This window comes from Candidatus Bathyarchaeota archaeon (genome assembly GCA_026014805.1).
In the GTDB taxonomy this organism is placed as follows: domain Archaea; phylum Thermoproteota; class Bathyarchaeia; order Bathyarchaeales; family SOJC01; genus JAGLZW01.
Genome location: JAOZHR010000026.1, coordinates 39,392 through 53,606, shown reverse-complemented (window position 1 = coordinate 53,606; position 14,215 = coordinate 39,392). Strand labels below are relative to the sequence as shown.

General features: G+C 43.8%; 11 protein-coding genes. 3 read left to right on the top strand and 8 right to left on the bottom strand.

The features are described from left to right. Window positions 1-31: 31 nt before the first annotated feature. The 4 genes from NWE91_07060 to NWE91_07045 all read right to left on the bottom strand — a co-directional run bounded on the left by NWE91_07060 (window position 32) and on the right by NWE91_07045 (window position 6,239). Complete coding sequence (locus NWE91_07060; GenBank protein ID MCW3986149.1) at window positions 32-1,408, bottom strand: RuvB-like domain-containing protein; 1,377 nt, start codon at window positions 1,406-1,408, stop codon at window positions 32-34. A gap of 104 nt (window positions 1,409-1,512) precedes the next feature. After that, window positions 1,513-2,427 carry a 4Fe-4S binding protein gene (locus NWE91_07055; GenBank protein ID MCW3986148.1) on the bottom strand — a complete coding sequence of 305 codons (915 nt, stop codon included), beginning with the start codon at window positions 2,425-2,427 and terminating at the stop codon, window positions 1,513-1,515. Between the two features lie 125 nt (window positions 2,428-2,552). Beyond that, window positions 2,553-5,933, bottom strand: a complete 3,381-nt coding sequence (locus tag NWE91_07050) for a PKD domain-containing protein (protein ID MCW3986147.1) — start codon at window positions 5,931-5,933, stop codon at window positions 2,553-2,555. 117 nt (window positions 5,934-6,050) lie between these two features. Further along, window positions 6,051-6,239 carry a dockerin type I domain-containing protein gene (locus tag NWE91_07045; protein ID MCW3986146.1) on the bottom strand — a complete coding sequence of 63 codons (189 nt, stop codon included), beginning with the start codon at window positions 6,237-6,239 and terminating at the stop codon, window positions 6,051-6,053. A 404-nt stretch (window positions 6,240-6,643) separates the two neighbouring features. Here NWE91_07045 and NWE91_07040 point away from each other — a divergent pair, with 404 nt between their 5' ends. Together NWE91_07040 and NWE91_07035 are read left to right on the top strand one after the other, a co-directional pair. Continuing rightward, on the top strand, window positions 6,644-7,069 hold the full coding sequence (locus tag NWE91_07040) for a DsrE/DsrF/DrsH-like family protein (GenBank protein ID MCW3986145.1): 426 nt from the start codon (window positions 6,644-6,646) through the stop codon (window positions 7,067-7,069). A gap of 94 nt (window positions 7,070-7,163) precedes the next feature. Further along, complete coding sequence (locus tag NWE91_07035) at window positions 7,164-7,748, top strand: adenylate kinase family protein (GenBank protein ID MCW3986144.1); 585 nt, start codon at window positions 7,164-7,166, stop codon at window positions 7,746-7,748. On the opposite strand, the gene NWE91_07030 is transcribed toward NWE91_07035, so the two are convergent. Continuing rightward, window positions 7,745-8,083, bottom strand: coding sequence for a restriction endonuclease (locus NWE91_07030; GenBank protein ID MCW3986143.1), 339 nt, complete (start codon window positions 8,081-8,083; stop codon window positions 7,745-7,747). The two genes, NWE91_07035 and NWE91_07030, sit on opposite strands and share 4 nt — an antisense overlap. A gap of 425 nt (window positions 8,084-8,508) precedes the next feature. Next, window positions 8,509-11,223, bottom strand: a complete 2,715-nt coding sequence (locus tag NWE91_07025) for a DNA-directed DNA polymerase I (GenBank protein ID MCW3986142.1) — start codon at window positions 11,221-11,223, stop codon at window positions 8,509-8,511. A gap of 77 nt (window positions 11,224-11,300) precedes the next feature. Between NWE91_07025 and NWE91_07020 the strand changes: the two genes are divergently transcribed. Beyond that, window positions 11,301-12,653 carry a methyltransferase domain-containing protein gene (locus tag NWE91_07020; GenBank protein ID MCW3986141.1) on the top strand — a complete coding sequence of 451 codons (1,353 nt, stop codon included), beginning with the start codon at window positions 11,301-11,303 and terminating at the stop codon, window positions 12,651-12,653. Here the strand turns inward: NWE91_07020 and speB are convergent. Both speB and NWE91_07010 read right to left on the bottom strand, forming a co-directional pair. After that, entirely contained in the window at window positions 12,650-13,543 is an 894-nt protein-coding gene (gene speB / locus NWE91_07015) for an agmatinase (protein ID MCW3986140.1), read from the bottom strand. The two genes, NWE91_07020 and speB, sit on opposite strands and share 4 nt — an antisense overlap. Window positions 13,544-13,623: 80 nt before the next feature. Next, window positions 13,624-14,043: a hypothetical protein gene (locus tag NWE91_07010; GenBank protein MCW3986139.1), complete on the bottom strand. Its 420-nt coding sequence runs from the start codon at window positions 14,041-14,043 to the stop codon at window positions 13,624-13,626. Between the last annotated feature and the right edge of the window lie 172 nt (window positions 14,044-14,215).

The following is a 14,215-nucleotide window of genomic DNA, read 5'->3' as shown; positions in this document are numbered from 1 at the left end:
CAAGATTTCTTCTTCAGTCCGCTGCCTCTTTTTAATGTGTCATCATCTTCTCTTCATATCGCTTCAAATACTCTGCTGCCTTTCCAATGTCCATGAACAGCTTGTCAACCCTATCTATATCTTCGACAGTTACTCTATCTCGACTTGCAGTTTTGGCGCTTTGAGCTGCCAAACTTAGAAGCCCCGCAGCGTATCGAAGCGAGCTCTTCGACCCAACTTCTGTAAGTTTCCGAATTGCATCGTCTTCCATCTCTATCTTCTCTTCTCCGCATATTATTCGAAGGATTCCTTGAATGCTCTCTGGGTCGTACTGCTGTGTTCCAATGATCACAGCTCGGTCGATGAGATCTATCGGAAATCCAAGTGGGCTTTTAACGTCCGTCCCGCGAATGCGTGCCATTCCCCTATTTGTGGCAAGTATTATTATCGGAACAAGTTCACTTTCCATAGCTCTACCGAGAAAGCTAAACGCTTCCAAATCCAACAGATGGGAATCGTCAATGAAGAGCACACCAGGGTGAATGAACGCTTTGCCCTTGTCCACCCAATCTTTCACCTGTTGATCAACAGCTACACGAATTTCTGAATCTATTTCCTTCGATTCAGCGCCTGCGAAAAACGTAGAAAACAAGCCGCCTGAACGACTTCTAGCGTTGAGTTCGTCCAAATTCGTAAGCGTTGGTGTGTAGACAAACTCTTTCTCTTTTAAAACTTCGCCAGCGGGTCTCGGAACTTTCTGTCTGGTGTCGACATCGTAAGTTTTGCCTTTTGCACTGTCCACGCTTAATCCTAAACTGGCTACTCGTCCACTCTCTGCATCAATTTGGACAACATGGCCTTCTGAGATGTTTTGTTGAATCAACTGCTGGGTTATTGAAGCACCTGCTTCGATGGATTTCTCTTCATCTGTCGTTTTCAATGTTAAGCGGACGCTCTCTGGAACTTTCTGATAGGGATTGTAAGGATGTGGTGCGGTTGAAATGTTGATGTCGACAATTTCGCCTTCGTACACTTTTCTCATTTCGTGAATTTCAACACCAATGCACTTGCGTATGGCTTCCATCAAAACTTCAGTTTTTTTGCGTTCGCTACTATAGACTTCGCTACCGCTCATCTGAATAAAAGGAACATTTTTACCAAGTTCTTTGGAAATCGCTATGGCGATGGCTGTCTTGCCTGTTCCCGGAGGGCCAGCCAGTATGATTGTTTTGCCGCTTAGTTTACCATCTTTGATCATTCTAACAACTAACCCTGCGGCTTCACGTGCTCTTTCTTGACCAACCATTCCATCTTTAATTTTTATGGCGTTACCCTTCTTGTCCAATCCTAGACCTTTGATGTGGGTATGGGCTCCCACGCGTTCAAAACGAGTTATTTTATCTGTCGGCACTTCTTTTATTGAAGTCAAAACATGTCACCTTAGAGTGAAATTTAACAAAGGCATCAAAAACAAACTCGTATATAAGTTTTTAATTCTACAAAAATATGATTTAACCGAGCTAGCAACGTTTTTTAGGGGAATTTTGGTTTTAATGCTTTTGTTTCGCATGCATCTACGCATTCAAGGCAGTATGTGCATTCGGGATGGGTGAACTTTTCCCATGGCAAATCGAGAATCGGAACTTTCATGGGGCATGCTTCCACGCAGCTGCGGCAACTTTCCTTTGTGCAGTGTACTACATCTCTTTTTAACCCTAGAAAACTGAAACGATTTAGCAAAGCCATCATGGCTCCTACTGGACAGAAGTATCGACACCAACTCCTGGGAGTATAGACTGCTAAAGCCAAAACAATCGCCAATATGAACAAGCGAGTCCAAAACAATGGCGAAAGAGCGCCTATCCCCCCCAAGATGTCTTGGAACGGTGGCTCTGCATGAAATGCTTTGAGCGCTACGGTGGGTAGCGTTGCAAACAACGTGTCATGGGGGCTCAACGCGTTAAAGGGTGCTTGGGCAAAAACTCCCAGAGCATCTTTGTAGCTTCCACCTATTCCCATCACTGAGGTGACTGATACTGTTATGCTAATAAACAAAACTGCTCCAAGAATTATATATTTGAAGTAAATCATGTCTTGATGCGTCCTAGGTGAAATTTCCATGTGTTTTCTTTTTACAAAGCCAAGTATGTCTTGAATAAAGCCAAATGGGCAAGCCCAGCTACATAGCGTTCTACCCAAGAGCACTGCGACTATAAGAAAGGAGGCAAGAGGAAGCCATGGAAAAGCGGGTTCCCAAAGCATGTACTGCATCGCTGCAAAGGCATCTCCCACAGTTTTTAGCGGGTTTCCTAAGCTTTGTAGAATTGGCAGGAGAAGCAGTAAGGGTTCGAAGCCGAATAAGGCAGCATTGAGAAGTATAATGAAGGCAAACTGACTGATTATTCTCAAAGTTCGTATGCGAAAAACTTTGCGCTTTATGTTTGTCAAATTCTAGAAGTGCCCCTTGTTTTCATGTTTTTAGAACGTGAGTTTAGGTCACAGATAAAGCTTGCGAAAGAGTCTTCTATCATTACCATGTGCTCGAGGGCAAAAGGGAAAGCGTGATATCATAGCTACCAACTTTCTCCGTAGTTTCCAGATGCAGCCACTATATCAAAAATATCTATGTCTCCGTCGCCGTCTATGTCGCAGTTGGGGTCGTATTGTGGGTTTGGTTTTGATACGCCATAGATGCCAGCCATACGGACGATATCGTAGATGTCTACGTCTCGGTCTCCATCAACATCGCCAGGAATAGTTACAAGGACCCAGCCATCAACCATTGTGTTGTCAGTCGTGTCGATTTCGCCTGGAACGGTGTCTGCCGTGGCGCTTATAGTGTAGTTGCTGTAAACAAGGCCTGTTGTGTCCCACGTGAATGCTAAGGTTTGGTTGTTTCCCGCGTTTAATGTTACTTGTAGTATTCCAATTACGATGGAGTTGGCGTAAACAGTTACGTTGAAGTTCTCTGTGAAGTTGCCTTGATTTTCAATCGTAAGGTCTATGCTGATGTTAAATCCTATTCCAACTATTGTCTTGCAGGGTACAACAGTCAAGACAGCTATATCGCGGCGTAAAACTATTTTAGTTGACATTGCCACGTGTGTTGTTCCATCATTATCAGTAACCGTCAAGGTAACTGTGTAATTACCAATATCAATGTAAGCAAGGTCAACTGTTACTCCAGTAGCATTGGCGTCGTCACCAAAACCCCAAAAGTAGAGAGCAATGAAACCATCTGGATCGTAACTGTCTGAGGCATTAAAATGGATAATCTCGCCCGTGAGCACACTCTCAGCTGATTCCGTGAAAATGGCGACTGGAGGTCTATTCAGAACTATTTTAGTTGAAGCAACTGTGGTTGTTGCTTCATCGTCATCCGTTACCCTAAGTGTTACTGTGTAGTTGGCGTTGTCAGCATAAGCGTGTTCTATCACGGCTTCTGTAGCGTTGCTGCCATCGCCGAAATTCCAGAGATATGAAACTATAACACCGTCAGGGTCATAGCTCTCAGTCGCGTTGAAAGTGATAAATTCGTCGGTGTAAACAGTTTCAGCAGACTCGGTGAACAAGGCAAGAGGAGGACGGTTTAAGACAGTCTTAATGGCGAGGGCAGAGTCAGTTTCTTCATCGTCATCAGTAACGGTCAAAGTGACTGTGTAGTTGCCGTCGTCAGCATACGCGTGTTCCGTAATTACTCCGGTAGCGTTTGTTTCGTCACCGAAGTTCCAGAAGTAATAAACAATTGTTCCATCCGGGTCAAAACTCTCGCTCGCATTAAAGGCGATGATTTCCCCGGTGTAGACTGTTTCTGCGGATTCAGTAAAACTTGCCATGGGAGGTTTGTTGGTGTATAAGTAAGCCCAAATCGCCTTTTGTTCGTCTACCACGTTCTGTCCTACGAAATTGAGTAAAATTTTGTTTTGATGCGATTGTGGTACTATAACATCGCCGTCAATCAATGTGATATTTCTGTTTAACCTTATGATTCTTCGTCTCTGCTCCCATGCAGTAGAGTTCCTTATCTTTAGCCAAGCACTCTTGTCTTCCAATGTCCACCAATGCACGTAGATTTCTTCTAAATCTGGGTTCCAACATATCACTGGCCACGAATAAACAGCACTGCTTAGAGATTCGCTTGTTAGGTGAGACGTAACAAACTCGTCTTTAGTCTCCCACGCTTCTGTTGTGTAGTTGCGGAAACTATATTCAACCCTATTGTTTGTTCTCCGATAAACAATGTGGACGTGTCCATAACTGTCGGAGACAGCGCTGAAATGGTAATTGCTTGACATTGTGTAGTCTGAGGCGTTTTCTAAAGGTCCTAAAGTAGGGTTTTGCCATAGTCTTCCCATAGGTGGCTCCTCGTTTCCTGCACTACAGTAAATTATGTAGATTTTGTTATCCGGCAAGCTTAAGGCAACTCCAGATACTAAATCGTCGTCTGGGTTTTCGTTGATTTGCTTTGGAAACCCGCTTGCCGTCTGCCAAGTTCCATTGTTATGGTTACTTTTGACTAAGTTTAGTGTCTTTGAATTTGGGTCTGTTCGATTGCCGAAAACAAGGTATGGATAACCGTCCGTGTCTGTAACGACCGAGCAAGCATAAAATCTTTGTGATGTACCAGCATCAACCGCAACTTGTTCTGACGCGCTCCAAGTTATTGCGCCATTAGAATTTAAGACTCCCCTTCGATAATATATGTTGTCGCTTGTCCTTTCAGAGTTGTATAAATAGTGTATTGTTCCGTTGAAGCCATGAACGTAAAACTGAAAGCCACTATCGCCGATCCTTATTGTTTGCGAAGAGTTCCACGTTTGTCCATCTTCGGTTGATGAGTACTTGATGTTTGTTCCGTCGCTATAGAACTTCCAGAATCTTCCAGTTACGCTGTCATAAAAATCTTTTCTGCCATAACTATGTGCTATTGGCGAACCGCTAATGTCCTCTAAATATTGCAGTAGGTCAGGACTGAAGTTCTTCACAGGGTAAACAAACAAAACCTCCGCCGGTTCCCAATTGTTGTCTGTGTCGTTCGCCCAAAATCTGTAACCCAAAACAGAAGCCGCATCATTTTGCAGTGTTATCGTGTGATTACTCCAAGCTTCTATTCCTTCTAAGGCGCCTGTTTGGGCAATCCAGTTTCCGCTTGCGTTATGGTACAAAGCGTAACCGCTCAATCCGTCAGGGTCGGTCCATTTCACAGACAACATTACTTGACCACCTACTTTACCATACGTCGCTGTGCCCGTCTGCAGTGGGACTGGACCGTTATAGATTCTCAAGTATGCTCTACGCACAGCAACAAGATAAAAACCAGCAGAAAGCGATACAATTTTCAGTTTCGCATCGTTGACTTTTGAAATTGTATCTAGTGTGCTGGTTATGTTGATTTTCGTCCACCTGTACTCCAAGGTTAGATTGAAAGACCCTAAATCTACATAGGATGTACCATTGTCCAAGTAAAGCTTGGTTTCTTCGGTGGACATTATGTGGCGAGTTTTCCATTCAATCATTAGATACACAGTTTGCAGGGTTGTCAGGCTTGTATCTTGGAATTGGAACCATGAGCAGTTGCCCGCTCCCATGGACGTTATGTAACCGTCTGTGTCATTATGCAAGTAAGGGCTGTCACCGGTGAATACCCAACTCCCATTTTCGGTGTTGTCGAAGTAGTTTACCCAACATTTTTTCTGGGCTTCCTGCTGCTCATCTCTATTCCAAATTCCTCGGGTCGCGTGTAGATTGTCTCTTTCAATCCAAACTGGATCGTGAGTTTTGTCCACAAAGGTGTACGTGTCTCTATCGCGTTGCGTTGGGTTCCTAAATGAGTCAGCCCTTCTCTCAGCGTTGACATAAACAGCCTCAGAAGCCTTATTCGATTGAAAACCAATTGCCAACATGGCATTGCAAATCAGCAAAGTCAGTATGAGCGACGAAACTACTCCTTTCACACTTTCTCCCCAAATACAATATGCCTTAAACACTATTATCATTTCTGAAAGAAGGTTCTATTTGTTGGTGAATGAGGACAGTCAATTCTCAGACGCGGAATACGTGATGCGACTGTATTACCAATTTTGTCCGTAATTCCCTGCTGCAATAACCACGTCGAAAATGTCTATGTCTCCGTCGCCATCGATGTCACAGTTCGCTATGAATTGTTGGTCTTTCTCTGTCATGCCATAGATCCCCGCCATGAGAACGATGTCAAAGATGTCCACGTCTCGATCTCCATTAACGTCGCCAAGAATAGTCACAAAGACCCAACCATCAACTAAAGTGTTGTCCGTTGTGTTTGTCTAACCTTGTACTACAGTTGCGTTTGCGCTGATTGTATAGTTGCCTTTCATCCAGCCTGTTGTGTCCCAAGTGAAGTTAATGGTTGTGAAGCTTTCACTTGCCAAAGTGATGTTTTTCGTTTGAATAGCTTTTGCATTAGCGTAGGCTGTTATGTTAAAGACTTCTAAAGTATTGCCGAGATTCTCAACTGTAACGTTGAGATGTAAGCTGTAGGTTTGCCCTATTACAGTTTTGTTGTTGGACTTTTGAGTTTTTCTCCGTTTCCCTATTTTCGAGAAGTGATTTTGTATTATTTCGGAGAGTTTAATACCGTCTTATAGTTTACTCTCTAAATGTGCGAAATATAAAAAGGGGTCTTGTTATGGACAAAAGCGACAGGAAAAGATTAGCTATCGTTGTTCAAGCTGGTACTTTAGATAAGCTTTATTGCACTTTTATCTTGGCGTCTACAGCTGTAGCAATGGATATGGAGGCACATTTGTACTTTACTTTCTGGGGTTTGAACATGCTTGTGAAAGGAGCCATGGAAAAAGCGTGTTTGCCGGCAACGTATAAGCATTTAGAGGAGAAAATGAGGAGGAACTTGGAGAGGATGAAGTATCCTACGCCTTATGAAATGCTCAAGCGTTTGAAGCAATCTGGTTTGTTTAAGATATATGCTTGCAGTCCAAGTATGGAAATGTTTGGAGTAAAGAGGGAAGACTTGATTTCTGAAGTAGACGAAATTGCCGGTGCTGCAACCTTTCTTGAAATTGCTGCCGAAGCAGATATAACGCTGTTCATATGACACGGTACTAGGAAACATTTTCCTTCTCTGCTTCTTATTTGAGCGTGGAGCATTTTAGTCAGAAGCGACATTTTATGTGTACTTGGAGAATAAGATGAAACGCGTTTTGGTAGTCGTTGGTACGCCTGGCGTTGGCAAGTCTTCTGTTTCTAGTATGTTAGCCTCTCGCCTAAGCGGTATACACGTCAACTTGAGTGGTCTAGTCAGGAAGGAAAGTTTGAGCTGTGGCTTGGATGAGAAACGTGGGACTTTGATTGTTGATTTAAAGGAGCTTTCTAGGCGAGTCAGCGAGATTATTCAGCAATCTGTAGGCTATATTATTGTTGATGGTCATTTTGCTATGGATGTAATAGGGGTTGATGATGCTTTCTTGGCTTTTGTTTTGAGACGTAACCCCGACAAGTTATGGGAGGTTTTGAAGGAACGAGGTTTTAAGGAGAGTAAGGTTGCTGAGAATGTTGCAGCTGAAATTTTGGATGTTTGCCTATTTGACGCTGTGAAGGCCTATGGCGAAGAAAAGGTTTGTGAAGTTGATGTTTCAGATAAAACGGTTGAGGAGGTAGTTGATGAAATAATTTGCGTTGTTGATGGGCGTAGGAGATGTGGTGTTGGCGTTGTAGATTGGTTAACAAAGTTGGAGTTGGAGGGGCGCCTTGACGAGTTCCTAGCTTCGTTTTAGTATTTGTTTAGTTTTTGTTTGGTTAAAAGTGTTACACCTTTTCGGTTTGCGTAGGCTTTTGCGTGGCTGCTGAATTTTTCTGAGATTACTATGGGTTTTTTAACGCCGACGTCTTCTGATGCTTTGTCGAAGTTTATGACTATGTTGACGCCGACTGTGCGTTTCCAGTTGAGTATTTGGACTACGCGTTTTTCGTTTGATTTGGTTATTAGGAGGTTGAATTTGTGAGATACGCCGGATGCGCCTTCTAGTATGATGTTTTGTTCTATTTTGTAGCCTTTTTTGCGGAGGTATTTTGCCGCGAGTTCGTTGAGGGTGATTGTATTAATGCTCATTTCACCTTGGTCTTTTTATGGTTATGTGTTAAATACTTATTTGTGTGGAAAAAGTTTTCGCAGGTTTCGTCTATGTATTTGATTGTGGTTTGTTGTAGTTGTGGAAATTTGTTGGTGGCTAATGGTGAGAAGAAGAGTCGGAGGTGCCCCTATTGCGGGGTTAGGGTGTGGTTGGTTAAGGCAAGGCGGCTGAGGACTGTGGAGACGGCTAGAGAGGCATCTGAGTTGGTGCAGTATCTAAAGCGGAGGAAGCGCTGAGCAGGTTCTTAATTTGACTGGGTCGTCTATACATGAGCCTAACAAGTTTCAAATACGAGTGTGGCTTTCGGTGTGTGCGGTGCTCCTAAGCTCTCTTAGATTTTGTCTGACCCAAAATATGTCTCCAATAGATCTAATATCTTTGGTCATTTTTGAGCATATAGATGTTACATAAATCTTTCGAGTTTAGTCAGTCCGATAATTTCGTCGAATTCCAATCCTAGCGCATCTAATACTTGGTCAAAGGTGGATTGTAAATAGGCAACGTATTTGTCCACGTCAACTTCGCTATCTGCTGCAAACTGTAGCGGCATTACACTAACTAATTGTTTTTTTCCTCTAACAACGATTTCCCTAGGTTTTATCTTTATAAAACTTATACGGTCCCCAGCTTTCATCTCGATTTCTTTATCCTTTAGAATTCTCGCTGCCATCACGTGTTGAGGTGTAGTCTTTACATAACGTTCAGGTGCATCTCCAAGCACCATATGAAACGCCAAATCATCTAAATGGGTCCATTTCCTTCTTTTTAGCCTTGAATAACGGTCCAAAACGATTTTCTTAATGTCCCTCTTAGCCGCTTCAAATTCGGCGGAAGACCCGACCTTCCCAAGCCTTCCTTTCATCTCGTTAAAAGCATCTTTGATAAATGTGGGAATGTGCTTCTTTTTTCCTGTCAAACCCTTAACATCGACACTGCCATCCTCAAGAACACCTAAATAATTCTTTTTGCGAGAACTAAAAACGGCATAGCGATAAACCTTGTCAACGTCCAATCCCATCGTCAACTCCTTCTCAGACCATTCCGCTAGCTCCCTGATTTGTGCCTTGGAAGGATTCTTCAAGAATACACTATCCGTGTCACCATAAAGAACCTCAATGCCTAGCCCTCTCGCCTTATCAACTATCACCGTTATAGAATGCCGCCCAATTGCAGCAGTTGCCTCCGCAACGGGCGGACAGTACAAGTCAAAGGACTCTGCACCAAACACGCCATAACTTGCATTCAAAATAACTTTCAAAGCTCTCTGAATAACATTGTACCAGTTCCGAACATCGGCTGACAACGTTTTGTCCTTCGCCTTTGGTTTATACCACATCACCCTTAAATCTCTCAACGAACCGATGAGCAAGCTCTCCAAAGCCTTTTTCTTGCGACAAACCCAATGTGGAGTATCAGGCACAATGTTTTCTTTACATTCTTCATGAGGACAAAGTATTGTTTGGTAGCCTAAATTCCAAACCTTAATAATAGATGGGTATAGACTTGGAAAATCCATCACTGCCACGTTAAAATGAACTCCGGGTACCGGTTCAACCACAATTGCACCTTTGTATTTTTTGCCCTTGATAATGGCGGTTGTAGCCGTCTTTCCTTTCAAAGCCAGAATATCCTCTGTGTTAGGAATTAGCATACCTCGCCTACGATGTTCAAAATACATGAAGTTCCTAATCCAACGGGACACTCCTTGCCTGCTAACGTCTTCCATAGGCATCTTGCTGATTCGGGCAAGCACCAAAATCAACTGCATCGTGAGGTCGCCGTTAAAGCTCGTTAACTTGAAAGTAATCTCTGCATCTCGCAGACAATAACGCGCTAATTCAAAATAGCTTAAATCAGCGAAATGCTTGTCCAACCCAATTTTCGATAAGCCAACCAGAGCCTTACCTACATCATCAAGCCTTACGTCGCGATACTTGTTGCTGAAAGCGTAAATCTGGATGGAACGGTTGTAGAAAAACTTGTACAAATCAATGTGGACACCGTTCTTCAGCAAACAGACGCGACGACGCACCTCAATAGGAACTTCATTTCTCGACATACCTAACTTCTCCGCTCTGTGCGCCAAATACCGCAAATCAAAGTCATCGCCGTTGAAAGTAATGACAAAGGGATAATCCCACAAGATCTTGAAAATAGCCCGGAGCAAATCCTCTTCACGTTCAAAAAACTCCACTTTTGTGGCGGAAGGCAGTTTTTCCACACCTTCTCTCACGTCTTTTCTTTTCAACAACAAAACTTGGTCATTGCCATCCGTAGTTATCATAGAAGCGCAGATAACTTCATATGGCGCTTCGCGAGGGTCAGGTACACGTGTAGCCACAGGTGAGAAAACTTCGATGTCTAAAGCGACCCGTCTGAATGATGGCGCTGGATACTCCAGCAGGCGTGCCCACCGCTCAATATGTTCCCTCTCCTCTGCTGTTTCGCCACCAAATAGAGCTTTAATTTTTTTCACGGCGCTTTCTGCAGCATCCATCTTTGCAGGTACGAGTTCTCGGTTTTCAACGGTGTAAGGCATGCCTGGCACTAAGTTGCGGTCGTAGATGTAGCATTGATAATACTTAATCGCCGCCTCCCAAACTTTTGCCTCAGACTGCTCAGGCTCTGCGATTTTCGCGTGTTCTTCGGGGATAATCTCGCGCAAGCATCCTCTCGGTCTACCTCCAATCGCTAGCGGATCTTTCGCCACCACTTTCGTCAGCGTTACAGTCTTGTCGAGAAGTGCGTTAAACTTCTCCACTGTATCAAAGTGGTCGAAACCTGGATGATTCTTTACGCCTTCCAGCTGGTCTAATTCGTAAGGGGACAGGTTTGTGAGAAGGTATGGTTTATGCCCAGTAGTGTCGTGCCAAAGGTAGATGCTTTCAGTCTTTGGTTCATACAGCTTGATGCAGCCGGCACCCCTTTTGCCGTCGTAAGAGGCGGAAACGAAGTATGAAGGTGGAAGTTGATTAGGATCCTTTTTTTTCAGAACCGTTTCTGTCGCCGTTTTCTCTTCTTTAGGCGCTACTGTCTGCCTGGTTGATTCTTCTCTCTTCTCTTCTAAAGCTGTAGGGACGGGTTGCAAGAATTCTTCTAGTCCCTTTTGTTTCGCCATCGTTTCCGGTCTCATGCACTGTATATGCATCTCAAGGTTTTAATAAATCGTCTGTTGCATCAAATTGCTGTGTGTGTGTGAAGTTGCTGCGTGATGCTTGGGCATTAGCTGTTGAAGCCTTATGCTGGGTTGAATTAAGAAGGTCAAGTGGAAGACTCGCACTAACCAAGGCGTCAAAACAGCTAGGTGTTCAAGATCAAAGCGTAATAGGTCTAGCGCACAAACTGGTGCTTGAAACTGTTAGAAGACAAAACTTTATCGATCAAATGATCAACACCATCTTAAAACCAAACTCCATTAACGATTTTCCTCTTGGCGTCCGTGCCTTTTTGCGTCTCTACGCATACGAAATAAAAATTAAAGGAAGTGCCAGTTACGAAAAAGCAGCAAACATAGCTAAGGTCGGTCGTTCTATTCTAGGGTGGCGAAGGCTAAAGAGCGCTGAGGAGGTTTTGGGCCCCTTGCTTAGTTTGGAGCCAAAAGAGGTTTTGAAAGGCTTAAACGATGCGGAAAAGGTGTCTCTGCAAACATTTCAGCCGTATTGGTTTGTGAAATACTGTTTCAAATTGTTTGGTCGCCACGAAGCATTGCGATATTTCGAGAGCACAATTTCGAGCACGCCCATCTACATTCGTGTCAACACTCTAAAGATGCCGGACGAAGAAGAGTTGCTGAAAAAAATAGGTGCCGAAGGAATAACTCTAGAAAGAGTGCAGGGATTGCTACACACGTATAAGGTTGTTAAGAAGAAAAAGCCTCTAGTGAGAACCGCCAGCTTTAGCGACGGTCTATTCTATATTCAAGACAAGGCAAGTTGCCTGGCTGCAGAGGTGGCTGCCCCCGAAGCTGGTATGACCTTGTTGGATGTCTGTGCTGCACCTGGCGCAAAAACCACATATCTAGCTCAGTTAATGGAAAATCAAGGCATGATTTACTCAGTAGATTATTCCAAGCGGAGAATGAAAGTTTGGGAGCGTGGAATCAAGAGGATGGGAGTAAAGAACGCCCAGCCCGCTGTTTGGGATGCGTGTAATCCCTTGCCTATCCACGATGTTAAGGCTGACCTTGTTGTTTTGGATCCGCCTTGTACCAGCACTGGAGCGTTCAGTCGGACACCCTCGGCTAAGTGGCGGCTTTCTAAACGGTCAATAAAGAATATGGCGGCAATTCAGTGGAAAATGCTAAACAATTGCGCTAATCTCGTGAAGGAAGGCGGTAGCCTAGTCTACTCAACGTGCAGCATAACTGTTGAAGAAAACGAGATTTTGATTGAGCGATTTTTAAAGTTGAACCCCGAGTTCACGCTGGCAGAAACCAAACCTCGAATAGGATTACCAGGACTTCGAGGTCAAACCAGTAGCCAACGCCTGTATCCACATATTCATGAATGTAATGGTTTTTTCATCGCAAAACTTGCAAAATACGGTTAGCGTTTCCGTGCTCTTTCAGTTTGGCAGAGGGCTTCAAAAAGTATTTTCGCGGCTTGAATTGCTGTAACCCCATTATCGTAAGGCGGTGTCACTTCTACCAAATCTATACCAACTGTACAGCTGTCGCAGAAGCTGCAAATGAGGTCTAAGAGAGCGTGGATAGATAGTCCATCTGGCTCTGGGTTTTGCACTGCTGGTGCAAAGGCGGGGTCAAGCACGTCCATGTCTATTGTCAAATAGGTTCTTTTACAGTTTTCCACAGCTTTTTTTATGGCTTTGACCGTTGTTTCCAACCCGTTTTCCCATATCTGTTTCGTTGTAAAGTATTGTATTCCAGCGTCCCTTGCGTAACTCAATTCTTCTTTACAGACAGCTCTCGTGCCCACTTCTACAATCTTGTCTGGTTTTACCTGTTCGTTGAGCCTTCGCATAAAGGTTGTGTGACTTGTGGTTAAGTCCATATACTTGTCGCGTAGATCTAAATGGGCGTCAAGGCTTATCACCGCTGTGTTTCTGCCACTTACACCGCGCATTGCGCCTAAGGTGAGGGTGTGCTCTCCACCAATGAGTATAGGCGTTTTCTTGGATTCTACCAAATCTCTTACGGTGTCTTCGAGGCGTTTCAAGGTTTTTTCTACATTGTTGCTGATGTGGAGGTCGCCCAAGTCGTTGATCCTCAAGTCTTCTGCGTCAAGGTTTGAGCGGAAGCTGTAGGTTTCGATATTTAGTGATGCTTCTCGTATGGCGAGAGGTGCGAACCTTGCGCCTGTTCTGTACGTGCTGGTTACGTCAAATGGAACACCGACGACTATGTAATCAGCTTGCTCAAATGGTGTTTGGCATCCACTGAAGATGGGAGAGTGTGAAACGTAAAGTTCGAAGTTACTCATGTTCTCATCCGCTATTCCTATCGAGTCTACTAATCCTAAATGTTTTTGCTGGGTTAACGGGAGAAAGCATGTGTTAGTTTTCATTTTGGATAAGATTTCTTGTGTTTATGTGTGGTGTTATAAGCAAAAATGCGTGCATGCTCTAGGGCTGAATTGAAATGTTTAGATGTTTCTTTCTCAACTTCCCCTGCGCTTAAGTCAAGCTTCGCTAGATGAATCATCTCATACAGTAAACCGTAAGAAGGTAGCTTGTGTCCTCGTTTATGTTTGTTGACCAAATAGATGATTGCCTCACCCGTTGGCAATCTTCCACAGCAACCCCCCAACTCCTCCCCTTCTTGAAGCTTTCCAAGGGTACGCTCCATCTCAACTATCGAGTCGTAAATTGGAGTTCCAGGGAGCACATAACGTAATTCGCCAAAGCTAAAACTTCCAAAATGTTTCTCTACATAGTCTTTAAAGCCTTGAATCAGCGGCATCTGGCTTTTGGGAGGTTTCACATAAGATCTAGGCTCTGCCATAACTTGAAATAGGCAAAACTGACTATTCAATTTTATGAGCGTGCACAATGAGGAAATAGATTTATTCCCACTTAGAGTGGAGATATCTCCCGCAACTTCCCCCTTTTTTGCTTGCAGAACCGACCTAAAAATTCCCTTCTAAAGTGCTTTC